The organism is Pseudomonas sp. FSL W7-0098 (genome assembly GCF_005930585.1).
GTDB classification, from domain to species: domain Bacteria; phylum Pseudomonadota; class Gammaproteobacteria; order Pseudomonadales; family Pseudomonadaceae; genus Aquipseudomonas; species Aquipseudomonas bubulae.
The window spans coordinates 364,094-387,974 of the sequence record NZ_RXHW01000005.1 but is presented as its reverse complement, the minus strand read 5'-3'; the positions used below and the strand labels follow the sequence as shown (position 1 = coordinate 387,974).

The window sequence follows — 23,881 nt, the reverse complement described above, 5'->3', positions numbered from 1 at the left end:
GAATTCGTTCCGGTGGATTGAATTCGATACAAGGCTTGGGTTGCCAATGAGCGGGAGCACAAACTCTGTGGCGGCTGCCGAACTCAGCCTTCGGCAGCTGCAAGGTCTGAAGGGAATTTTAACTGTGGGAGCGAGCCTGCTCGCGAACGACTTTCGCGAGCAGGCTCGCTCCCACAGGGAGGGTTGACAGGCAACAGAGTATCTACAGGGCTCTGTGTCCGTCAGGCCTTGCCCGGGATGCCGTATTTGCGCAGTCGATGGGCGATGGCGGTGTGACTGGTTTGCAGGCGGCTGGCCAGTTGGCGGGTGGAGGGGTAACTGACGTAGAGCTTCTCCAGCAGCGCCTTCTCGAATGTTTCGACAGCGTGCTCGAGGGTCTCGATCTCGCTGTCGTTTTGGCGTGCCACCGAGGTGCCGGCGATATCCAGGTCGCCAATGTCCACCAGCGAACCCTCGCAGATGGCCGCTGCGCGAAAAATCACGTTCTGCAACTGGCGTACGTTGCCGGGCCAGCGGTTGCCCAGCAGGGCCGGGTAGGTACCGGGTGCCAGGCGACACGCCGGACGCTGGATCTGGGTACAGGCCTGCTGCATGAACGCGCGTGCCAGCAACAAAATATCCTGGCCACGTTCACGCAGGGGCGGTACTTCGATATTGAGCACGTTCAGACGGTAGAACAGGTCTTCGCGAAAGCTGCCTTCGTTGACCATTTTTTCGAGGTTGCGGTGTGTGGCGCTGAGGATGCGCACATTGACCTTGACCTCGCGTTCGCCGCCCACCCGGCGAAAGCTGCCGTCGTTGAGAAAGCGCAGCAGCTTGGCTTGCAGGTAGGGTGACATTTCGGCGATTTCGTCGAGAAATACCGTGCCGTTGTTGGCCAGTTCCATCAGCCCCGGTTTGCCGCCACGCTGGGCGCCGGTAAAAGCGCCGGGGGCATAGCCGAACAGTTCGCTTTCAGCCAGGTTCTCCGGGAGCGCAGCGCAGTTCAGGGCCAGGAACGGTGCGCCAAACCGATCGCTGATGGCATGGCAGGCGCGGGCCACCAGTTCTTTGCCGGTGCCGGTCTCCCCCTGGATCAGCAAGGGCGCGTCCAGGGCCGCTACGCGCTGCGCCCGGGCTTTCAGCGTGCGGATGGCAGGTGAGTCGCCGAGCAGGGCGTCAAAGCCTTCTGCGTGATCGTGATGCAGGGCTGCCAGGCGCTCGCCGATGCGGCTTGGCTGGTACAGGGTGAGCAGGGCGCCGGCATCGGTGATCGGCGTAGCGTCGAGCATCAGCGGATGGCCGTTGAGCGTGACTTCGCGCAGTGGCAGGCGAAAGTCGTTTTCCAGCAGCACGTCGAGCAGCCCGGGGTCGCTGAACAGTTGGCCGATACTTTCGCCGGTCGGCTCGTGGCCGTACAGTGCAACCAGCGCCGGGTTGGCCAGCAGCACATGGCCTTCGCTGTCGAGCGCCAGTACCGGGTCGGTCATGGCGGCGAGCAAGGCGTCCAGTTGCAGGTGACGGCGCTGGCCGGGAAGGATATCGACCACCGTTACCGTTTGCACACCGCGGACACCAAACAGGGCCTCGCGCAGCTCGTCGAGCACTTGCGGGCTGAGGGTCGGGGCGTCGATGTAAACGTTGGGCGGAACCATTTCCACCGCATCCAGATTGAGGTTGCGCCCGCCCAGCAATGCCAGGACTTCCTGGGTGATGCCAACTCGGTCGATAAAACTGACATGGATACGCATGGGAACGGCAAACACTTCTGGCCAGCAGGGACGGCCAGTATGCCTTGGCGGGGGGGATAGGTGAAATTCCGTGGGAGCGGGCTTGCTCGCGATGGCATCAGCGCGGTCTAGTCGTTAAACCGTGTTGCCTGCATCGCGAGCAAGCCCGCTCCCACAAAAATGCAGCCCTCAGCCAGTGGCTGAATCAGTCCAGATGGTCGAGCTTGATCGGGTCGCCCGGCTTGTGGTTGAGCTGGGCCATCACGTCGGCGAACATCTTGTCGTAGTAACCGTGCATCGAGCGGATGTCGGCGGTTTTGGGAATGCCGTGCTTCACGGCAATCTGGAAAGCGTCATGGGCAAAGTTGTAGGCCATGTCCTTGGGCAGTGTGAAGGACTCCTTGAACTCCTTCTGGTTGATCTGGCCGTGCATGTCGAACTGCATCGACTTGCCTTCCTTGGGATCCTGAACGACCTGGTAATCGATCTTGATGTCATACCCAAAGTCGCTCGGTTGCAGCGGTTCGCGGTGGATATGCAGGTGACCGGGTTCGAACGAGGCCATAGGGTACTCCTTGAGGCTATGGGAAAGGGCAGGCCCCGGGGCCTGCCCCGAGGTTCAGAAGTAGGTGATACCCGGTTTTTCGGTGCTGACCCGAGTACCGGCCTTACCTTGAACGATTGCTTCGATATCCGCCAGTGCGCCGATCACGGCAGTCTTGCCGGTTTTGCGGGCAAACTCGCAGGCCGCTTCCACTTTAGGGCCCATGGAGCCCGAGGCAAAGCCGAGTTTTTCCAGCTCGTCCGGGTGGGCCTGAGCAATGCCCTTCTGGGTTGGCTTGCCCCAGTCGATAAAGGCCGCATTCACGTCAGTGGCGATCACCAGCAGGTCGCTGTCCAGTTGCTGGGCCAGCAGCGAGGACGCCAGGTCCTTGTCGATCACCGCTTCGATGCCGCGCAGCTTGCCGTCTTCGCCGTACATGGTGGGAATGCCGCCGCCGCCCGCACAGATCACGATGGTGCCTTTTTCCAGCAGCCACTTGATCGGGCGAATTTCGAAGATGCGTTTGGGTTTCGGGCTAGGCACTACGCGACGGAACTTGTCGCCGTCCGGAGCAATGCTCCAGCCTTTTTCGGCGGCCAGGCTCTTGGCTTCGCTTTCGGTGTAGACCGGGCCGATCGGCTTGGTCGGCTTCTGGAACGCGGGGTCCTTGGGGTCGACTTCAACCTGAGTCAGCAGGGTGGCAAACGCGGCCTCCTGTGGCAGCAGGTTGCCCAGTTCCTGCTCGATCATGTAGCCGATCATGCCTTCGGTTTCAGCACCGAGCACGTCCAGCGGGTAAGGGGCGACTGCAGTGTAGGCGGCGGCTTGCAGGGACAGCAGGCCGACTTGCGGACCGTTACCGTGGGCCACTACCAGCTCGTTGCCATGGGCAATGCGGGCAATCTGGGCGGTAGCGGTCTGGATGTTTTCGCGCTGGTTCTCGGCGGTCATGGGCTGGCCGCGACGCAAGAGGGCGTTACCGCCCAGTGCAACGACGATACGCATAGAAGATGTCCTTTTAGAAATATGAGAGCGCCTTGTGTGGGAGCGAGCCTGCTCGCGAAGCTCGTTCGCGAGCAGGCTCGCTCCCACAGTCGTTATGCATTCACATAACGACTGTGAGCCAGGCTTAGATATCAGCCAATGCCGCGACCAAAATCGCCTTGATGGTGTGCATGCGGTTTTCAGCTTGCTCAAAGGCGATGTTGACAGGGGACTCGAACACTTCCTCGGTCACTTCAATACCGTTTTTCAGGTTTGGATGGTGCTCGGCCACGTCTTTGCCGACCTTGGTTTCACAGTTGTGGAACGCAGGCAGACAGTGCATGAACTTCACGCGTGGGTTTTCTGCCGCCTTGATCATGTCGCTGTTGACCTGGTAAGGCAGCAGCAGCTTGATACGGTCGTTCCAGGCTTCAACCGGTTCGCCCATCGATACCCAGACGTCGGTGTGGATAAAGTCCACGCCTTTGACGGCAGCTTTAGGGTCTTCGGTCAGGGTGATTTTGGCACCGCTTTCCTTGGCGAATTCCTGGCACTGTTTAACGAACGACTCTTCCGGCCACAGGCTTTTTGGTGCGGCAATACGCACGTCCATGCCCAGTTTGGCACCGATCAGCAGCAGCGAGTTACCCATGTTGTTGCGGGCGTCGCCCAGGTACGCGTAGCTGATGTTGTGCAGCGGCTTGTCGCTGTGTTCGCGCATGGTCAGCACGTCGGCGATCATTTGCGTCGGGTGGAATTCAGCGGTCAGGCCGTTGAACACCGGCACGCCTGCGTACTTGGCCAGCTCTTCGACAACAGCCTGTTCAAAGCCACGGTATTCGATGGCGTCAAACATGCGGCCCAGAACGCGGGCGGTGTCTTTCATGCTTTCTTTGTGACCGATCTGTGAAGAAACCGGGTCGATGTAGGTAACGTGCGCGCCCTGGTCGTGGGCTGCTACTTCAAATGCGCAACGGGTGCGGGTCGACGTTTTTTCGAAGATCAGGGCGATGTTTTTGCCTTTCAAGTGCGGCTCTTCAGTACCGGTGTACTTGGCGCGCTTGAGATCGCGGGACAGATCGAGCAGGAAATGCAACTCACGTGGAGTGTGGTGCATCAGGCTCAGAAGGCTGCGGTTTTTCATGTTAAAAGCCATGGTGATCTCCTTGGTTTCGGGTTAACCGGCTTGCACCGGCCCCGTGTTGGGGCCGGGGCAAGCAATCAAATGGGTAGATTAATAGTCGACAGGGTCACGCACGATCGGGCAGGTCATGCAGTGACCGCCGCCACGGCCGCGGCCCAGTTCGGAGGCGCTGATGGTGATGACTTCAACGCCAGCCTTGCGCAGCAGGGTGTTGGTGTAGGTGTTGCGGTCGTAACCGATCACCACGCCAGGCTCCAGGGCCACCACGTTGTTACCGTCATCCCACTGCTCGCGTTCTGCTGCGAACGAGTTGCCGCCGGTTTCGACCACACGCAGTTTTTTCACGCCCAGGGCCTTGGCCACTACGTCGAGGAAGTGGCCTTCTTCGCGTCGTACGTCCACGCCGCCTTGTTTCTTGTCGTCCGGGTACACCGAGAACGCAACGATCTGGTTCACGACTTCAGGGAAGATGGTTACCAGGTCGCGGTCGCAGAAGCTGAACACGGTGTCCAGGTGCATTGCCGCGCGGGACTTGGGCATACCGGCAACGATCACTCGTTCTACAGCGCCGTTCTTGAACAGGTTTTGTGCCAGTTGGCCAATGGCCTGACGTGACGTGCGCTCGCCCATACCGATCAGGACTACGCCGTTGCCGATTGGCATCACGTCGCCGCCTTCAAGGCTGGCGTTGCCATGGTCGACTGTCGGGTCGCCGTACCAGATCTGGAAGTCGGCGTTGGTGAACTCAGGGTGGAACTTGTAGATCGCGGTGGTCAGCAGGGTTTCCTGACGACGCGCCGGCCAGTACATAGGGTTCAGCGTCACGCCACCGTAGATCCAGCAAGTGGTGTCACGGGTGAACTGGGTGTTGGGCAGCGGTGGCAGGATAAAGCTGGTGTGACCGAGGAAGTCACGGAACATCTGGATGGTCTTGCCACCAAAGCTGTCTGGCAGATCGTCTGCCGACACGCCGCCGATCAGGTACTCGGCAATTTGGCGTGGCTCAAGGCTTTTAAGCCAGGATTTGACTTCGTTGACCAGGCCCACACCCACCTGATTGGGGGTCACTTTGTGGTCCAGAATCCAGTCCAGGGCTTCCGGGATGGCAACGATATCGGTCAGCAGGTTGTGCATTTCCAGCACATCAATGCCGCGGTCGCGCATTTTGGTGACGAAGTCGAAGTGGTCACGCTTGGCCTGGTTGACCCACAGTACGTCATCGAACAGCAATTCATCGCAGTTGCTTGGGGTCAGGCGCTGGTGAGCCAGGCCTGGGGAACACACCATAACCTTATGCAGCTTACCGGCTTCGGAATGCACGCCGTATTTCACTTTTTCCGTGGTCATTACAGTCATCCTCCAAAGTACACAAACAGGTTGTTACAGGGTCAGGAAACCGTCGTAGAGACCATAGGCAGCCACCAGGGCGCCGATCACTACTGCGGCAAAAATCACTTTCTCGATGTTGGTGAACACGGGCTGGCCGCTTTCACGCTTGGCCTTGGCGAACAGAATGGCGCCAGGTGCATAGAGCAGGGCCGACAACAGCAGGTACTTGAGGCCGCCGGCATAGATCAGCCAGATCGCGTAGATCAGCGCGATACCGCCGATGATCAGATCTTTCTTGCGTTCTGCCAGGGCGTTCTCGTAAGTCTCGGCACGTACCGCCAGCAGGAAGCCGTAGGCTGCAGACCAGAGGTAAGGCACCAGGATCATCGAGGTCGCCAGGTAGATCAGCGACAGATAAGTACTGGCCGAGAACAGGGTGATGATCAGGAACAGTTGCACCATGGCGTTGGTCAGCCACAGGGCGTTGACCGGTACATGGTTGGCGTTTTCCTTTTTCAGGAAGGCCGGCATGGTGTGGTCCTTGGCCGCCGAGAACATGATCTCTGCGCACAGCAGTACCCAGGAGAGCAGGGCACCCAGCAGGGAGATGATCAAGCCGACGCTGATCAGTACTGCACCCCAGTGACCGACCACATGCTCAAGCACGGCCGCCATCGAAGGGTTTTGCAGTTTTGCCAGTTCAGGCTGAGTCATGATGCCCAGCGACAGCACGTTCACCAGTACCAGCAACAGCAGCACGGTGATAAAGCCGATCACGGTGGCCCGACCCACGTCCGAACGTTTTTCGGCACGGGAAGAGAAGATGCTTGCGCCTTCGATACCGATGAACACCCAAACGGTGACCAGCATCATGTTGCGCACCTGATCCATCACGCTGCCCAGGTCCGGGTTTTTTACGCCCCAGATGTCACTGGTAAAGATGTCCAGTTTGAACGCGAAGAGGGCAATCAGGATAAACAGAACCAGCGGTACGACCTTGGCAACGGTGGTTACCAGGTTGATGAACGCTGCTTCCTTGATGCCGCGCAGTACCAGGAAATGCACGGCCCAGAGCAGGATCGAGGCGCCGATGATGGCGGCGGGGGTATTGCCTTCGCCGAAGATCGGGAAGAAGTAACCCAGGGTGCTGAACAGCAACACGAAGTAGCCGACGTTACCCAGCCAGGCGCTGATCCAGTAGCCCCAGGCTGACGAGAAACCCATGTAATCGCCGAAGCCTGCCTTGGCGTAGGCATACACGCCGCCGTCAAGGTCAGGTTTGCGATTGGCGAGGGTCTGGAACACAAAAGCGAGGGTCAACATACCGACAGCGGTAATTGCCCAACCGATCAGGATTGCACCGACATCAGCGCTGGCGGCCATGTTTTGTGGCAGCGAAAAAATCCCGCCGCCAATCATTGAGCCGACTACCAGAGCAACCAACGCACCCAGTCGCAGTTTTCCAGGAGTATCAGACATTTGTAGTGACTCCAATCTAGGAGAAGTGAGGCTTCAAAGTTAAGTCCATTGATATTCAAGCCGTTTGACATAGATCAGGGCATTACTACATTCCATTGTTGATAGAGCGGGGAAGGTCGCGATCACGCATTTTTATGACGCTTCCTGAAAGCCTTACTCCAGAGATGTTTTCAGGTATTAATACGTTCGTTACCCACGGTGTCGTGGGGATTGAAGCTAGCCAGTATTTCCAGATTTGCAAATGTCATCTTCAAGTTTCATGAACCCCTCCATGAAATTAAATCGTCATCTATATATGAACGGTTTTTTAGGTTTCAATAGGCGCAATGGTTATCAGGGAAGCACGGCTTATTGCGGGGATCTATTAAACGTTTGGGCACTGCATATATTTAGTCAGTGAACGTCTGTAGCCTGATATTCATAAGTTTTAACCAAGTAGTACAGCGAGGTGACGATGTCGCAACAGACGCAAAAGCTTAGGCTCAACGCCCTGATCGCGTTGGTTGTCGGCTCGATGATTGGAGGCGGGATTTTTTCGTTGCCACAAAATATCGCCGAGCATGCTGCCGGTGGTGCCGTGTTGATCGGCTGGGCAATCACGGCAGTGGGCATGCTGGCGCTGGCCTTTGTGTTCCAGACCCTGGCCAATCGCAAGCCGCAGCTGGATTCGGGGGTGTATGCCTACGCCAAGGCCGGGTTTGGCGACTACATGGGTTTCTCGTCAGCCTGGGGCTACTGGATCAGCGCCTGGATGGGCAACGTCGGTTACTTCGTATTGCTGTTCAGCACCCTGGGCTATTTTTTCCCGGTGTTTGGCCAGGGCAACACGCCGATCGCCATAGGTTGCGCATCGTTGCTGCTGTGGGGGGTGCATTTTCTGGTGCTGCGCGGGATCAAGGAAGCGGCGTTTATCAACCAGCTGACCACCGTGGCCAAAATCGTCCCCATTGTGATGTTTATCGTGCTCACCGCCGTGGCGTTCAAGGCCGATATTTTCACCCGGGATTTTTGGGGCACACAAACACCCAGCTTGGGCAGCGTGATGGATCAGGTGCGCAACATGATGCTGGTGACGGTTTTCGTGTTTATCGGTATTGAAGGTGCCAGTGTCTACTCGGGCCGTGCCGAGAAACGTTCGGATGTGGGCAAGGCTACGGTTATTGGCTTTCTCGGCGTGCTGGCCCTGCTGGTGCTAGTGAACGTGCTGTCGCTGGGGATCATGAGCCAGCCGGAACTGGCCGGTCTGCAAAATCCGTCGATGGCGGGGGTGCTCAAGCATGTGGTGGGAGAGTGGGGCGCGATACTGATCAGTATCGGGCTGGCGATCTCGCTGTTGGGGGCGTTGTTGTCGTGGGCGTTGCTGTGCGCCGAGATCCTCTATGCCACAGCCCGGGACAACACCATGCCGGCGTTCCTGAAAAAGGAAAACGCCAACCATGTGCCGGTCAATGCCCTGTGGCTGACCAACTCGATGATCCAGATTTTCCTGGTGATCACCCTGGTGTCCGCCGGTACTTACACCAGTCTTATCTATCTGGCGTCATCGATGATCCTGGTGCCTTACCTGTGGTCGGCAGCTTACGCGGTGCTGCTGTGCGTGAGGGGCGAGACTTACGAGCGGGCGGGGCGGCGGAGGGTCAAGGACCTGCTGGTAGGGGCGGTGGCGCTGATTTATGCGATGTGGCTGTTATATGCGGCGGGGCCCAAATACCTGCTGCTCTCGGCGTTGCTGTATGCACCGGGGGTGTTCTTTTTCGCCAAGGCCAAGCGCGAGCAGGGTGAGCTGCTGTTCAAGCCCTGGGAGAAGGTGATATTCGCGATGGTGGTGATAACGGCACTGGCGGCAGCTTATGCGCTGTATAGCGGGGCGTTGGCGTTGTAAGTGGCGATTTGTGGGAGCGGGCTTGCTCGCGATGGCATCGCCGCCGTTTGCCTGATACACCGGGGTGTCAGTATCGCAGGCAAGCCAGCTCCCACAGGTGTGCGGCGCTCATAAATTCCGAGGGGGGCCAGTTCCTGTAAAAAGCCTTATGAGTGCTCCGCTCGTCAGCTGCTACGAAGGGCTTGGCAAGCGCTCCGGTCGCGACCAGATCCACAGATTGCCCATGCTCATGCCGGCTATCGCCAGAAACACCGGCCAGTTGTGATCCAGCACATACAGCATCAGCCCTGCGCACAACAACATGCTGACAGTGGCGCTGATTTTGGCGTTGCGCTTGATGATCTTGCCGTTGCGCCAGTTGCTCAGGATCGGACCAAACAACCGGTGGTTTTCCAGCCAGGCACTCAAGCGCGGGGAGCTTTTGGTCGCGGCCCAGGCGGCGAGCAAAATAAATTCGGTGGTCGGCAGGCCAGGAATCACAATCGCAATCAGGCCAATGCCCAGGCTCACATAGGCCAGCAAGCCGAACAGGATTCGGGCGATTTTCGACGTGGATCGGGTTTGGCGGGTCATAAGCTCAGGACGCATAAAAGGACACCCGACCAGCGTGCGCTGGTCGGGCCTGTCAGCTTAAGCCAGTTCTGGCTGAGCAGCGTAGGCGTGTTCCAGTAATACGGTAAAACGCTCAAAGGCCGCTACTGCACCTTTGTCGAGGTCGGCTTCTTCTTCAGCCGTCAGTTCCAGGCCGTCGAGGGTGCGGATAAAGCTTTTCCAGCCTTCGGCACGGCCACCGGCAGGCTCGCCCAGGTGGCGGGCGCCGAAGCTGTCGCTCAGGCCCAGGCCCACAGCACGCTTGATCAGGAATGCAGCGCCCAGCTTGGAGCCTTCGGAAACGAAGATCCAGCCCAGTGCTTCAGCTTTGCTTGGCGAATTGACCGCGCCGGCAACCGGGGCAGGCACTTCGGTGTTGAGGTCGGCCAGGTCGGCCTTGGCTTGCTCGGCGCGGCAGCGCTCTGGCAGGTCAGGGACGATTTCTTTCAGGGCCGGGTCGGTGTACAGCGCCTTGAGCTCCGACTGGAACAGGTACTGGGCGACGACAAAGCGGGCGAAGCTGGCCACGTCATCAAATGGCTTGTGCGCCTTGACCAAAGCGTCGAGCTTTTGATGCGGCTCGTTGGTGATCTGGTTCAGACGTTGGGAACGCAAGGCCGGACGTGATGCGGAATCAGCAGTGGTCATGAAAAAATCCTTGAGAATGAGATGCGCTTTGTAACTAGACGATCAGGAAGACGCATCACAGTAAAAAATCCTCACTGCGCAGAGCAAAATTCTGCGCAGTGAGCGTGGCTGATCAGATATCCCAGACCAGATTGATCGAGAAGTTGCGGCCCGGCGCGGTCAGTCGCTCCATATTGGCCGGGTTCAGCACGCCGGCCTCACCCACGCTGTCGTAGCCGCGCACGTCATCCCAGTTCCAGTATTTCTTGTCGGTCAGGTTGTACAGGCCGGCATTGACGGTGACGTCCTTGGTGACCTTGTAGAAACCGGTCAGGTCGAGCACACCATAGCCAGGCGACTTGAACTGCTTGCTGGTGCCATCGGGGGCGAAGTAGCTGGTGTCGTCGACCTGGTCCTTGCTCTTGACCAGGGTCCAGCTCACCAGGGCGCCATAGTTCTGCTGCTCGTAGCCCAGGCCCATCACGGCGGTCAGCGGGTTGACGCTGTTGATCGGCTGGCCGGTGTCTTCGTTGCGACCGTGGGCATATGCCACGGAACCACGGGTATAGAGGCCCTGTGGCGCGCCGAAAGCGTCCAGGTTCAGGCGGCCTTTGACCTCGGCACCCTTGATGGTGGCGTGCTTGATGTTATTGGCCTGGAACTTGAGGTCGTCGTAGCCGGGGGTGATGGCATCTTCGTTAATGAAGTCGCGGTACTTGTTATAGAACACCGCCACGTCGAATGAGCCAGCGTCAAAGTTGCCGCGCAGGCCGGTCTCGTAGCTTTTGCTTTTTTCCGGTTCCAGATCCGGGTTCGGCTCTACCGAGTAGCCTGCCTGCAGGTTGTCAAATCGACCGTACAGCGCCTTGGCGGTCGGGGTGCGGAAGCCTTCGGCGTACTGGCCGTACCAGGTGTAGTTGTCGTTGAACGCGTAAGTGACGCCCAGTTTTGGCGACAGGCGGTGCCAGACCTTGTCTGCATCGCTTACGGTGCCTTTCTGGTCGCTGTTGACGGTGTTGAGGAATTCCTGGGTGATATGCGGCGTCAGCTTGGTGTAGTCGTAGCGCAGGCCGGGCATGAAGGTCCAGTCATTCCAGCTGATCTGGTCCTGGGCGAACAGGCTGTAGGTGTTGATGGTCGGGTCCGGGAAGTCGCTGGATTTGACCAGGTAATCTTTCGGGCTGTCGGCGCCCACGGCGGTGCAACCATTGCCTACTGCCAGGCAGGTGCCCGAGCCACTGCGCGAACCGGTGACTTTCTGGTGCTTGATAGTGGCACCGTAGGTCAGCAGGTGATCGGTGTCAGCAATATGGAAGGCTTTGTCTGCCTGGGCGTCCAGTACCCAGGTTTTTTCTTCGTAGGTGGTGTTGCGCGAACGCATCACATGACGGCTGTAGGGGAAGTAGTCTTCCAGGGTGTTCTGGTCGGTTTTGGCGATCTGGTAGTTCAGGCTCCACTTGAAGTGGTCAGCCACGGCGGTATCCAGCGCCATGCTGTTTTCCAGGCCGAAACGCTCGCGGCTGATGGTGTCCTTGCCGTTACGCGACAGGTACATGCCCAGCGGCTGGCCGTTGTTGAACGGTCCGCCGACCGCGCTTTTTTCATTGATGTCGAGGCGGTCCTTGTACTTCTCATAAGTGAAGCCAAGACGGTCGTCATCGTTGTAGTTCCAGCCCAGCTTGGCCAGTACGTTGGTGGTTTTGGTATCTTCAGGGTTGGCCGCGGTACGGGACAGCCCGGTGCCGCCGTGGTCACCGTAGGATTCGGTTTCGTGACCGTCGCGCTGGCTCAGGTGCAACAAGCCGTCGAAGTCGCCCGAGCGGCCGGCGACGGTGCCGGATTTCAACCAACTGCGATCGGCCGAGCTGTAGCCGGCCTTGAGGCGGGCGCCAACATCCTGGCCCGGCTTGATGATGTCATTGGGGTCGAGGGTGAAGTAGCTGACGGCACCGCCAATGGCGTTGCTGCCATAAAGTACCGACGCCGGGCCACGGAGGATTTCGACGCGCTTGATGATTTCCGGGTCGACGTAGTTGCGCTGGGTCTTGGCGTACGGGCCGTTGAAGAACGAGTTGGGGATCTCGACGCCGTCCACCTGGGTCAGGATCCGGTCGCCGTCGATGCCGCGGATGTTGTAGTTGCTGATGCCGCCACGCTGGCCGGCGCCGCCTACCGAGACACCCGGCTCATAGCGCACCAGGTCCTTGATGGTATTGACGTTATCGCGGTCCATATCCTGGCGGTCATGGACGGTAATGGTGCTGGGCACCGAGTTCACGTCCTGCTCCTGGCGAGTGGCGCTGATGGTGACTTGTTGCAGGGCCAGGGTGCCGGTGGAGCTGCTGCGCTTTTCCAGCACGATATTGTTGCTGGCCAGCTTGCGGTAGCCCAGGTTGGTGCCGATCAACAGGCGCTCCAGGGCTTTTTCCGGGGTGAGTGAACCGCGCACGCCGGGTGAGGACACATTCTGCGCCAGCTCTGCCGGCAGGCCGACCTGCCAGCCGGTCACCGTGCTGAAATCGTTAAGCGCGGAGGCCAATGGCTGCTGGGAGATCGCAAACTTGTAATTGCCCACGGAGCGGGTCGCCGGCTGCTCATCGGTCGCCGCCAGGGCTGGAGCCGCCTGCACACCGGCCAAAAGCATGGCGGCGGTCAACAACGACAACGTGCACTGCTGCAAACCACCCTTGCGGGCGTTGGATGAGGACCGGCTGTTGAAACGAGTGGGCATTGATAGCGCTCCGTGGTGAACGAATCTTATAGTTGCGAAGCTGACTCAAAATGCGAATCAGTTGCATTGACTACAACGAGACGTATGACCTTAGGCTATCGAGTAAAAAAACCTACTTTTAATTGAGAATTACCAACGCCGGGAATTCTGAAAGGCTACTTGAGGTGATATGGGCCAGTGAGCGGACGATATCCAGAGGCTGATCCAGCCGGTAGTTGCCGGTCACTGCCACGTTGGCGAGTTTGTCGTTGTTGTTGACGATCCAGCCTGGGTAGTAGCGGCGTACTTCATCCAGCACCTTGCCCATCGGGCAGTTTTCGAACACCAGGCGCCCCTGCACCCAGGCCAGGTCGGTCTGGGGGTTGAGCCGGGCGGTCTTGCTGAAGCCGTCAGGGCCAATGCGCACGCTGTTGCCAGCCGACAGGCGCATTTGCGCACCGGCACTGTTGACCCGCAAGTCGACGTCGCCGCGCTGCACCCGCACCTGTGTTTCACCATTGAGGTAGCTCACGGCGAAGGCGGTGTCGCGCACGCTGACGCGCACGGGGCCAGCATCAAGCACCAGCGGGAACTCCAGGTCGGCGGGAATTTCGAAATACGCTTCGCCCTGATACAGGCGGGCGCTGCTTTGGGCATTGACCACCTTGCTGGAAAACGCCGAGTTGGTGTTAAGCAGCACTTTTGAGCCGTCCTCGAGTTGCAGGCGCTGGCGCTCGCCCACCACGGTCAGGTGATCGGCTTGCAGGCGTAACGGTACATTGCTGTAGCTGCCGACGCTGATAATCACCACCGCCGCAGTTGCCAGGTGTTTCCAGTGTCGTCCTATGCGCCGCAACAGGCCGGGGCTACGGCGGGCTTGCAGGGTTTGCGCGGCGGCCAGCAGCGGTTCGCCGTTCCAGATCGCATTGGCCTTGGCAAAGGCCTGGGCATGGGCGGGGTCGGCATTGAGCCAGTTTTCGAAAGCGGCTTTTTGTTCGTCGCTCGCACACTCAAGAGTAATCAGCCATTCCAGTGCCTGATCCATGGCGCTGTCCTGCAGCACGTCTTGCGCCAGTTCTGGCACGGCAGATTTGTGAGTGTCCGTCACGGATGTTCCTTGGCAGTTTCAGAGCGTTCTAGCAGGCATCGCCGGTCAAGGTTAAGGGCGATTGAGTCTGTCGGCTACCCCGATGCAGATTGCCATGATCAATTTGAGTTCCTTTTGAACGGTGCTCAAGGAAACGTCAAGCTCTTCGGCAATCTCCTGATAACTGCAGCCATGCAGGCGGCTGAGGATGAAAATCCGTTGTTGACGGGCACTTAACTGGCTCAGGCTCACACTCAGACGCTCCAGTAGTTGCGCGGCTTGATGGGCTTCTTCAGGGGTGCTGAGAGGGGAGGCAACGCCTTCGATCACTTCAGTGGGCACATCTTCGACCACGGTGCGTGACTGGATCCGCCGGGCGCGCAGGTGGTCAAGCGCCAGATTGCGTGCGGTCTGGAACACAAAGGGCTCAAGGTGCTCGACGCTGCGTTCGCTCAAGGCGCGGGTTACGCGCAGGTAGGTCTCCTGCAGCAGGTCTTCGGCGGTGCTGTGGTTGTTGACCATCCGCTCCAGGGTGCGCAGCAGGGTTACCCGTTGGGTAAGGAAGACTTGATTGAAGTGGGACTGACTCACAGTGCTACCCGACCGATTTTGAGCGAATGATAATGCTTATCATCTGTGCTATTGGTCAAGTGCTGTTTTGAAATGGTTTGAAATCGTTCTGGTGGGAGTGAGCCTGCTCGCGAAGGTCGTAGACGATAGTGCGTCTTCGCGAGCAGGCTCGCTCCCACCATAAACCTAAACCCGACCCTTCAAATACGCACTGTAATCAGGAATGCGGTGTTCATGGGGCTGGCTCATCAGCGGGCTGCTGAGCAGGTAGTCGGCGCTGCATTCATTGCACGCCACGGGGATGTTCCATACTGCCGCAACCCGCAGCAGTGCCTTGATGTCCGGGTCGTGGGGCTGGGGCTCGAACGGGTCCCAGAAGAACACCAGCATGTCGACCCGTTGCTCGGCGATCCGTGCCCCCACCTGTTGATCGCCGCCCAACGGCCCGCTGATCATGCTTTCGATCGGCAGGCCCAGGCGCTGGCTCAGCAGCAGCCCGGTGGTGCCGGTGGCGCACAGGTCATGCTGGCTGAGGGCTGCCTTGTGGCGTTCGGCCCAGTCCAGCAAAAAGCCCTTGCAATGATCGTGGGCCACCAGAGCGATACGCTTGCGCGCCGCCAGGGTGGCCGTGGTGAAGCTGATACCGATCATCGCGTTACTCCGCGTTGTGCAGCGCCAGGCAGTTATCGAGCATGCGGTTGGAGAAGCCCCACTCGTTGTCGTACCAGGCCAGCACTTTTAGCAGTTTGCCGCTGACTTTGGTGTGATTGGCATCGAAGATCGACGAAAGCGGGTTGTGGTTGAAGTCGCTCGATACCAGCGGCAGGGTGTTGTAACCCAGTACTTTGGAGTGCTGGCTGGCTTCCTTGAACAGTGCGTTGACTTCAGCTGCGGTGGTTTCGCGCTTGAGTTCAATGGTCAGGTCGACCAGCGACACGTTGATCACCGGCACCCGCACGGCCATGCCGGTGAGCTTGCCGGCGAGTTCCGGCAATACCAGGCCCACGGCTTCGGCTGCGCCGGTTTTGCTCGGGATCATGTTCTGGGTGGCCGAACGTGCGCGGTAGGGGTCCGAGTGATAAACGTCGGTCAGGTTCTGGTCATTGGTGTAGGCGTGAATGGTGGTCATCAGGCCGTTTTCAATGCCGAATTCGCGGTGCAGGATCTGCGCCACGGGTGCCAGGCAGTTGGTCGTGCAGGAAGCATTGGAAATAATGTGGTGGGATTGACGCAAAATGTCGTGGTTGACACCGTAGACCACCGTCGCATCGGCATTTTTGCCGGGAGCAGAGATAATCACCTTGCGGGCGCCAGCAGTAATATGTGCTTGTGCCTTGCTGCGCTCGGTGAACAAACCTGTGCATTCAAACACCACATCGATGTTCAGTGCCGCCCACGGCAGTTCGGCCGGATTGCGAATGGCGGTCACGCTGATGCGGTCACCATTGACGGTCAGGCTTTCCTGATCGTGTTCGACATTGGCGTCGAACGTGCCGTGAACCGTGTCGTACTTGAGCAGATGGGCATTGATCGAACTGTCACCCAGATCGTTGATGGCGACGATCTGCAGGTCCTGACGGTAGCCTTGGGTATACAGTGCGCGCAGGACGTTACGGCCGATACGGCCAAAACCATTGATTGCGATTCGTAGAGTCATGGAAAGCGCCTGCCATCGATTTGTTGTTGGAATTACAAGATTATTCGCATAAAAATAGAAAACAAGCCATTTAAGTGGCAATATTTTGTTTTATCTACAACGAGTGACCTGAATCAACGGGTCCGAATGATTGAAGTCGCTCCCCGGAGCCCTTCGGTCAGCATAGGACACGCACAGGTCGCCACATCCGTTAGCCTGGAGTTCAACACATGCATCCCCGCGTTCTTGAAGTCACCGAGCGTCTTATTGCCCGCAGTCGTGCAACCCGCGAGGCGTATCTGACGCTTATTCGTGGCGCTGCCGGCGACGGCCCGCAACGCGGCAAGCTGCAATGCGCGAACTTCGCCCACGGCGTGGCAGGGTGTGGCACTGAAGATAAAAACAGCCTGCGGATGATGAACGCGGCCAACGTGGCAATTGTTTCGTCATATAACGACATGCTCTCGGCGCACCAGCCGTACGAGCACTTTCCTGAGCAAATCAAAAAAGCCCTGCGTGAAATTGGCTCGGTGGGCCAGTTCGCAGGCGGCACCCCGGCCATGTGTGACGGCGTGACCCAGGGCGAGCCGGGCATGGAACTCAGTTTGCTGAGCCGCGAAGTGATTGCCTTGTCCACAGCCGTGGCGCTGTCCCACAATATGTTCGACGCGGCGCTGATGCTGGGCATTTGCGACAAGATCGTGCCGGGCCTGCTGATGGGGGCGCTGCGTTTTGGTCACTTGCCGACCATCTTTGTACCGGGTGGGCCGATGCCGTCGGGCATTTCCAACAAGGAAAAAGCCGATGTGCGCCAGCGCTACGCCGAAGGCAAGGCCAGCCGCGAAGAGTTGCTGGAATCGGAGATGAAGTCCTACCACAGCCCTGGCACCTGCACGTTCTACGGCACCGCGAACACCAACCAGTTGCTGATGGAAGTGATGGGCCTGCATTTGCCAGGCGCCTCTTTCGTTAACCCCTACACGCCTTTGCGCGATGCCCTGACTCGCGAAGCGGCTCATCAAGTCACTCGTCTGACCAAGCAAAACGGCGATTTCATGCCGCTGGGCGAGATCGTTGACGAGCGTTCGCTGGTCAACTCCATCGTTGCGCTGCACGCCACCGGCGGTTCGACCAACCACACCCTGCATATGCCGGCGATTGCCATGTCGGCGGGTATCCAGTTGACCTGGCAAGACATGGCCGACCTCTCCGAGGTGGTACCGACCCTGTCCCACGTGTATCCAAACGGCAAGGCCGATATCAACCACTTCCAGGCCGCCGGTGGTATGGCGTTCCTGATTCGGGAGCTGCTGGAAGCCGGTCTGCTTCACGAAAACGTCAACACCGTGGCGGGCTATGGCCTGAGCCGCTACACCCGCGAACCGTTCCTGGTGGATGGCGAGCTGGTATGGCGTGAAGGTCCGATTGAAAGCCTCGACGAGTCGATCCTGCGCCCGGTTGCCCGTGCATTCTCCGGCGAGGGTGGCCTGCGGGTGATGGAAGGCAACCTGGGCCGTGGCGTGATGAAGGTCTCGGCGGTAGCCCCGGAACATCAGATCGTCGAAGCCCCGGCGCGGGTGTTCCAGGACCAGCAACAACTGGCCGATGCGTTCAAGGCCGGTGAGCTGGAGCACGACTTCGTGGCCGTGATGCGTTTTCAGGGGCCGCGCTCCAACGGTATGCCCGAGCTGCACAAGATGACGCCGTTTCTGGGTGTGTTGCAGGATCGGGGCTTCAAGGTGGCGCTGATTACCGACGGGCGGATGTCAGGCGCGTCGGGGAAGATCCCGGCAGCGATTCATGTGAGCCCCGAGGCTTCGATTGGCGGCGCCCTGGCGCGGGTGCAGGACGGCGACATAATTCGCGTCGATGGGGTAAAAGGTACGTTGCAACTGCTGGTGGATGAGGCAGAATTTGCCGCGCGCACCCCGGCTGTCGGCACTCTGGATAATGCCGTCGGCACCGGGCGTGAGTTGTTTGCGTTTATGCGTCAGGCCTTCAGTTCGGCCGAGCAGGGCGCGAGCACCTTTACCTCGTCTCTGGAAAATCTGAAATGAAGCTCGCACTGGTCGGTGATATAGGCGGTACCAACGCACGTTTTGCGTTGTGGGAAAACGACCAGTTGCGTTCGGTCAGCGTATTGCCCACAGCAGACTTCGCCTGCCCGGAAGATGCCATCAAGCTTTACCTGGATACGCTGGAACTGGCTCCGGGCTCTGTAGGCTCGGTATGTCTGTCAGTGGCCGGGCCGGTGAGTGGCGATGAATTTCGTTTTACCAACAACCATTGGCGCTTGAGCCGCTCGGCCTTCTGCCGTGCGCTGCAGGTCGCCAATCTGCTGCTGATCAACGACTTCAGCGCGATGGCCTTGGGCATGACCCGGCTGCAACCCGAAGATGTGCGCCAGGTTTGTCCGGGGGTTGTTGACCCGACGCGCCCGGCGGTGGTTATCGGGCCGGGCACCGGGCTGGGTGTGGGCACTTTGCTCAATCTCGGCGAGGGTCAATTCATGGCCTTGCCGGGGGAGGGCGGGCATGTCGACCTGCCCATGAGCAACCCGCGTGAAGTGCAGTTGTGGCAGCACATCTACAATGAAATCGGCCATGTGAGCGCCGAGAGCATTTTGAGCGGCAGCGGTTTGCCGCGGGTCTATCGGGCGATTTGTGCGGTGGATGGCCATGCACCGGTACTGGACAGTGACCGGGCCATTACCGCGGCTGCTCTGGCGGGCGACCCTGTGGCGCTGCAAGTGCTGGAGCATTTCAGTTGCTGGCTGGGCCGTGTGGCGGGCAACAATGTGCTGACCATCGGTGGCCGTGGCGGGGTGTATATCGTCGGCGGGGTGATTCCGCGCTTTGCCGATATCTTCCTGGCCAGCGGCTTTGCCCGCAGCTTTGCCGACAAAGGCTGCATGAGCGACTACCTCAAGGGTATCCCGGTGTGGCTGGTGACGGCGCCGTACCCGGGTTTGATCGGTGCCGGGGTGGCGTTGCAGCAGGCGTTTGGCTGAAAGCTCCGTGAGTGGGCTTGTTGTGGGAGCGAGCAAGCCCGCTCCCACAGAGTTTGGATCGCCGTATAAAAACAATAAGGAACACCACTGTGAGCACACCCGGCAAATCCATTTTGCTGGTCGATGACGACCAGGAAATTCGCGACCTGCTTGATCTGTATCTCACCCGCGCCGGTTTCCAGGTGCGTGCCGTGGGAGATGGCGCCGGTTTTCGCGAAACGCTGGACAGCGCGGCGAGTGATCTGTTGATCCTCGATGTCATGTTGCCCGATGAAGACGGCTTCAGCCTGTGCCGCTGGGTGCGTCAGCATCCGCGCTTTGCCCAGATCCCGATCATCATGCTCACTGCCAGTTCCGACGAGGCCGATCGCATCATTGGTCTTGAGCTGGGCGCCGACGATTACCTGGGTAAACCCTTCAGCCCCCGTGAGCTGCTGGCGCGGATCAAGGCGTTGTTACGCAGGGCACAATTTGTCGCTACCACCTCGGGCAACGAGGTGCTGGCATTTGAAGAGTGGCGGCTGAACACCGTAACTCATCGGCTGTTTCATACCGATGGAGAAGAGGTGATTTTGTCGGGGGCAGATTTTGCCTTGCTCAAATTGTTTCTCGATAACCCGCAGCAGATTCTCGACCGCGACACTATTGGCAATGCAACCCGCGGGCGTGAGCTGATGCCGCTTGATCGCATTGTCGACATGGCGGTCAGCCGCCTGCGCCAGCGCCTGCGTGACACTGACAAGCCGCCACGGCTGATCCGCACCATCCGCGGCAGCGGTTATCAGCTGGCGGCTCAGGTCATGTCCGGCAATGACCTTTAAGCGCCTGGGCAAATGGCATATGCCCCGTTCGCTGCTGGGACGCATGTTGTTGCTGACCTTGCTCGCCATCCTGCTGGCGCAAACCCTGTCCAGTGCTATCTGGTTGTCGCAGTTGCGTACCACGCAACTCGAAGGCCTGGTCAACAGCGCGCGTAGCCTGGCCCACTCGATGAACGCCACCGTCGCCTACCTGCGTTCCCTGCCGCTGGCCTATCGCCCATTGGTACTGGATCAACTGCGCAGCATGGGCGGTACGCGTTTTGTCGTGAGCCTCAACGACAAACCACTGGATATGCAGGTGTTGCCGCCCACCCAGCGCAAGCAGGCGGTACTGGATGCGGTGGATCAGGTATTGCGCGAGGCCGTGGGGCCCAATGTCGAGATGTCGGTGCAGTTTGTCAGCCCCCAGGATCTGCGTATTTTCAATGCCGGTCTCAAACTCGACGAGCTACCGCGCTCCTGGGCGCATTTTGCACTGACGCTGGAGCCGGTCGATCCGCCGATCCTGGTCACACAAATCCAGATGGTGCCCGGTGAATGGCTGTATATCGCCTCCTTGTTGCCCCAGCCATACACCAGTCTCGAAGAGGAGGGGCTGCCGGCCCTGCAGGTGTGGTTTATCGTGCTCAGCAGTATTTTTCTGTTGTTGTTCATCGGCCTGTTGATGCACTGGCAAAGCCGTCCGCTCAAGCGTCTGGCGCGAGCGGCCCGGGACATGTCGCTGGGTGAGGACGAGGTCAAGCCGGTCGAGGTGGGCGGCGGCAGTGAAGTGGTCGAGGTGGCGCGCGCCCTCAATACCATGCGTGCCCGCATCAGTCGTTATCTGACCGAGCGCGGCCAGTTGTTCAGTGCCATCTCCCATGATTTGCGCACGCCCATTACCCGCTTGCGCCTGCGGGTCGAGCTGCTCGACGACGAACAACTGCAATACAAATTCGGCCGTGATCTGGACGAGCTGGAAATGCTGGTCAAAGGGGCGCTGCAATGTGTGAAAGACACCGATATTCACGAAAACATCGAAGCCGTGGACTTGAACCAGTTGCTTGACTGCCTGATCGAGCCTTACCTGCTGCCCCAGGGTAACGGCCGCGTAACGCTGCAGGGCCGGGCTGTCAGACCTTACTATGGTAAACCCCTGGCGCTGCGGCGCTGCATGGGCAACCTGATCGATAACGCGCTCAAGTACGGCCACTACGCGCATTTGCGTATTGATGACAATGAGCAGGCCTTTGTCCTCACGGTTGACGATGAGGGGCCGGGCGTACCCGAGCAGCGTCTTGAGCAGGTATTCGAACCGCACTTTCGCCTGGCCGGGCAGCAGCAGGGCTACGGGCTCGGATTGGGGATTGCACGCAGCATCGCCCATAGCCATGGCGGTGAAGTCAGTTTGCAGAACCTGCGGGCCGGCGGCCTGCGGGTTACTTTGCACTTGCCGCGAAATGGCGATTGATCGACAGGGTCGCCTGCTCGGGGCTGATGGGCAACAGGGGTTCCAGGTTGCTGTCCGAAGGCTTTGCAAGGGTGGGGCTGGGCGGGTGGTCGCTGTTCATGGCGGCGTTGATACGGTTCTCACGCACGCGCCTGCTGGTCTGGCCGAAGTGCTGTTGCAGTTTTTCCATGGCCACGTCGTAGGGCTCATTGCACAGAGTCAGTTGCCTCTGACGCTCTTGTAGCGCCAGGCGTTTGGCCTCGTCATCGCCATGCCGGTCAACGCGAAAGCTCTTGCTCAGGTTGTAGCCGTGAATGCGGGTTGTCGCACGCCAGTAGTCGATCTGGTTGGAGCGGACCCGGTACACCCCCGGATGACCGCTGGTGTTGTGCGGCATAAGGCGCTGACGGTTTTCATAAGAAAACGCCAGTGGCATTTTGAGAACCAATTGGTTACGCATGGTCTCAGCGGCCTCCAGGGCAGCAGCCTGATCCGCGTAGTCGGTGAAATTGAAACAGTGGACATGTACTTTCCCCGAGCGCCGAATGTCCAGCTTCCAGGCGCAGGGGGTGCCGTCCGGATCCAGTAGCTGGCTGATAAAACAGTGATTCTGGGGCGTTGCGCGCTGTTTTGGCATGAAACTCATCTCCTGATGGGGGGGCCGGCATCCGTTCTTGAATTGTGGCGAAGTGTTGCAGCCTCGCTGAAGTTTTTTGCAGGTTCAACGTGGGAAAACGACTTCGGGATCCGTCCTACATGCAACGCAGAAAATACCTTATGTATCGATAGGCGCAGCTTAAGTGCCCAGAGGAATACGGGCTTAAGCACTGTTGAAAGATCTTTGGAACAGAACAATCACCTCGTCCGCCATGTCACCAGGTTGTGACATTTCGGCGTCTGTTCGTTACGTGCAGGCAGTTTGCGATGGATACACTCTCTAGCAGCGCAAGCAAAAGACTTGCACAGCTATAACAACAAGAAAGGTCTCGACATGAATTCATTCAATCGCCTCGCCGTTGTCATTTCGCTTGCCACACTGTTCCCCCTGGGTGCTTATGCTGCTGCCCCTGCCGATTCCAAAGGCACGGTTGAAGTGGTGCATTGGTGGACCTCCGGCGGTGAAGCCAAAGCGGTTGATGTGCTGAAAAAACTGATCGAAAAAGACGGTTATACCTGGCAGGACAGCGCTGTAGCAGGCGGTGGCGGTGCTGCGGCCATGACCGTGCTGAAAACCCGCGCCGTCTCCGGCAACCCACCATCAGCGGCGCAGATCAAGGGCCCGGACTTGCAGGAGTGGGGCGCACTGGGTTTGTTGACCAACCTCGATGAGGTGTCCAAGGCCAACAACTGGGATGGCATGCTGTCCAAGACCGTATCCGACACCATGAAGTACGACGGCCATTACGTGGCGGTACCGGTGAATATTCACCGGGTGAACTGGTTGTGGATCAACCCTGAAGTGTTCAAAAAGGCCGGTATCGACAAGGCGCCCACTACCCTTGACGAACTCTTTGCTGCGGGCGACAAGCTCAAGGCAGCGGGCTTTATTCCCCTGGCCCACGGCGGCCAGCCGTGGCAGGACAGCACGGTCTTTGAAGACCTGGTGCTGAGCGTCATGGGCCCGCAAGGCTATAAAAAAGCGTTCGTCGATCTTGATGAGAAAACCCTCACCGGCCCGCAGATGGCTGAAGTGTTCAGCAAACTGAAAAAACTCCAGGGCTATATGGACCCTGACGGCACCGGCCAGGACTGGAACCTGGAAGCGGCCAAGGTGATCAACGGCAAGGCCGGCATGCAGATCATGGGTGACTGGGCGAAAAGCGAATGGGCTGCTGCGGGCAAAAAGGCCGGTACTGATTTCGAATGCGTGCCGTTTCCGGGCACCCAGGGCAGCTTTACCTACAACATCGACTCGCTGGCGATGTTCAAACTCTCGGCGAAAAACAACACGCCGGGCAATATCGCCGCGCAAAACGACGTGGCCAAAGTCGCCCTTGAACCCGAATTCCAGTACGTGTTCAACCAGAACAAAGGCTCGATCCCGGTACGCAGTGACCTGGACATGAGCAAGTTCGACAGCTGTGCCCAGGCCTCGGCCAAGGATTTTGCCGAAGCGGGCAAAACCCACGGTCAGTTGCCGAGCATGGCGCATAACATGGCCACCTCGCTGGCGGTACAGGGCGCTATTTTCGACACGGTAAGCAACTTTATGAGCGACAAGAGTGCTGATCCGGCCACTGCCGGGAAAAAGCTCTATTCGGCCATCAAGTCGGCACAGTAATTCGTTGAGCTGACCCGCCACGCCTTGTGCGTGGCTCCCCCCCCTTGT

Annotated in this window: 20 protein-coding genes; 6 read left to right on the top strand and 14 right to left on the bottom strand. The window is 59.0% G+C overall.

Annotated features, from left to right (window positions below):
* Positions 1-221: 221 nt before the first annotated feature.
* From FHL07_RS12135 to arcD (FHL07_RS12105), 6 genes are all read right to left on the bottom strand, one after another.
* Positions 222-1,730, bottom strand: a complete 1,509-nt coding sequence (locus FHL07_RS12135) for a sigma-54-dependent transcriptional regulator (protein ID WP_138738522.1) — start codon at positions 1,728-1,730, stop codon at positions 222-224.
* 184 nt (positions 1,731-1,914) lie between these two features.
* Positions 1,915-2,274, bottom strand: coding sequence for a DUF5064 family protein (locus FHL07_RS12125; RefSeq protein WP_016782057.1), 360 nt, complete (start codon positions 2,272-2,274; stop codon positions 1,915-1,917).
* 54 nt (positions 2,275-2,328) lie between these two features.
* Positions 2,329-3,258, bottom strand: a complete 930-nt coding sequence (gene arcC / locus FHL07_RS12120) for a carbamate kinase (protein WP_095001375.1) — start codon at positions 3,256-3,258, stop codon at positions 2,329-2,331.
* Positions 3,259-3,382: 124 nt separating this feature from the next.
* Positions 3,383-4,393: an ornithine carbamoyltransferase gene (locus FHL07_RS12115; RefSeq protein WP_095001376.1), complete on the bottom strand. Its 1,011-nt coding sequence runs from the start codon at positions 4,391-4,393 to the stop codon at positions 3,383-3,385.
* 78 nt (positions 4,394-4,471) lie between these two features.
* A complete protein-coding gene (gene arcA / locus FHL07_RS12110) occupies positions 4,472-5,728 on the bottom strand; it encodes an arginine deiminase (protein ID WP_088377977.1) in 1,257 nt (418 codons plus the stop codon).
* A gap of 33 nt (positions 5,729-5,761) precedes the next feature.
* The gene (arcD, locus tag FHL07_RS12105; protein ID WP_029611554.1) at positions 5,762-7,189 is read right to left on the bottom strand and encodes an arginine-ornithine antiporter; all 1,428 of its coding nucleotides are present in this window, start codon (positions 7,187-7,189) and stop codon (positions 5,762-5,764) included.
* A 454-nt stretch (positions 7,190-7,643) separates the two neighbouring features.
* On the opposite strand from arcD (FHL07_RS12105), the gene arcD (FHL07_RS12100) reads away from it, so the two are divergent.
* The gene (arcD, locus tag FHL07_RS12100) at positions 7,644-9,071 is read left to right on the top strand and encodes an arginine-ornithine antiporter (RefSeq protein ID WP_138738521.1); all 1,428 of its coding nucleotides are present in this window, start codon (positions 7,644-7,646) and stop codon (positions 9,069-9,071) included.
* A 171-nt stretch (positions 9,072-9,242) separates the two neighbouring features.
* Here arcD (FHL07_RS12100) and FHL07_RS12095 read toward each other — a convergent pair whose 3' ends face one another.
* The 7 genes from FHL07_RS12095 to gap form a co-directional block, all read right to left on the bottom strand.
* A complete protein-coding gene (locus tag FHL07_RS12095; protein WP_095001397.1) occupies positions 9,243-9,644 on the bottom strand; it encodes a YbaN family protein in 402 nt (133 codons plus the stop codon).
* Between the two features lie 57 nt (positions 9,645-9,701).
* Positions 9,702-10,310 carry a biliverdin-producing heme oxygenase gene (locus FHL07_RS12090; protein ID WP_095001378.1) on the bottom strand — a complete coding sequence of 203 codons (609 nt, stop codon included), beginning with the start codon at positions 10,308-10,310 and terminating at the stop codon, positions 9,702-9,704.
* Positions 10,311-10,422: 112 nt separating this feature from the next.
* The gene (locus FHL07_RS12085; RefSeq protein ID WP_095001379.1) at positions 10,423-13,020 is read right to left on the bottom strand and encodes a TonB-dependent receptor; all 2,598 of its coding nucleotides are present in this window, start codon (positions 13,018-13,020) and stop codon (positions 10,423-10,425) included.
* A 118-nt stretch (positions 13,021-13,138) separates the two neighbouring features.
* A complete protein-coding gene (locus FHL07_RS12080; protein ID WP_095001380.1) occupies positions 13,139-14,107 on the bottom strand; it encodes a FecR family protein in 969 nt (322 codons plus the stop codon).
* A gap of 51 nt (positions 14,108-14,158) precedes the next feature.
* Positions 14,159-14,677 (bottom strand): RNA polymerase sigma factor, encoded by a 519-nt coding sequence (locus tag FHL07_RS12075; protein ID WP_095001381.1) that lies wholly within the window; start codon positions 14,675-14,677, stop codon positions 14,159-14,161.
* A 165-nt stretch (positions 14,678-14,842) separates the two neighbouring features.
* Entirely contained in the window at positions 14,843-15,307 is a 465-nt protein-coding gene (locus FHL07_RS12070; protein ID WP_095001382.1) for a methylglyoxal synthase, read from the bottom strand.
* A 4-nt stretch (positions 15,308-15,311) separates the two neighbouring features.
* Entirely contained in the window at positions 15,312-16,313 is a 1,002-nt protein-coding gene (gene gap / locus FHL07_RS12065) for a type I glyceraldehyde-3-phosphate dehydrogenase (RefSeq protein ID WP_095001383.1), read from the bottom strand.
* 209 nt (positions 16,314-16,522) lie between these two features.
* Here gap and edd point away from each other — a divergent pair, with 209 nt between their 5' ends.
* The 4 genes from edd (at position 16,523) to FHL07_RS12045 (ending at position 21,573) form a co-directional block, all read left to right on the top strand.
* A complete protein-coding gene (gene edd / locus FHL07_RS12060) occupies positions 16,523-18,349 on the top strand; it encodes a phosphogluconate dehydratase (protein ID WP_095001384.1) in 1,827 nt (608 codons plus the stop codon).
* Positions 18,346-19,302, top strand: coding sequence for a glucokinase (locus FHL07_RS12055; protein WP_138738520.1), 957 nt, complete (start codon positions 18,346-18,348; stop codon positions 19,300-19,302). The genes edd and FHL07_RS12055 overlap by 4 nt, the downstream gene beginning before the upstream one ends.
* Positions 19,303-19,391: 89 nt before the next feature.
* Positions 19,392-20,123: a response regulator gene (locus FHL07_RS12050; RefSeq protein ID WP_095019828.1), complete on the top strand. Its 732-nt coding sequence runs from the start codon at positions 19,392-19,394 to the stop codon at positions 20,121-20,123.
* A complete protein-coding gene (locus FHL07_RS12045) occupies positions 20,113-21,573 on the top strand; it encodes a HAMP domain-containing sensor histidine kinase (RefSeq protein ID WP_095001387.1) in 1,461 nt (486 codons plus the stop codon). The genes FHL07_RS12050 and FHL07_RS12045 overlap by 11 nt, the downstream gene beginning before the upstream one ends.
* Here FHL07_RS12045 and FHL07_RS12040 read toward each other — a convergent pair.
* On the bottom strand, positions 21,542-22,189 hold the full coding sequence (locus tag FHL07_RS12040; protein ID WP_095020852.1) for an AP2 domain-containing protein: 648 nt from the start codon (positions 22,187-22,189) through the stop codon (positions 21,542-21,544). The two genes, FHL07_RS12045 and FHL07_RS12040, sit on opposite strands and share 32 nt — an antisense overlap.
* Positions 22,190-22,543: 354 nt before the next feature.
* On the opposite strand from FHL07_RS12040, the gene FHL07_RS12035 reads away from it, so the two are divergent.
* Positions 22,544-23,833 (top strand): ABC transporter substrate-binding protein, encoded by a 1,290-nt coding sequence (locus FHL07_RS12035; RefSeq protein ID WP_095019694.1) that lies wholly within the window; start codon positions 22,544-22,546, stop codon positions 23,831-23,833.
* Positions 23,834-23,881 lie beyond the last annotated feature (48 nt).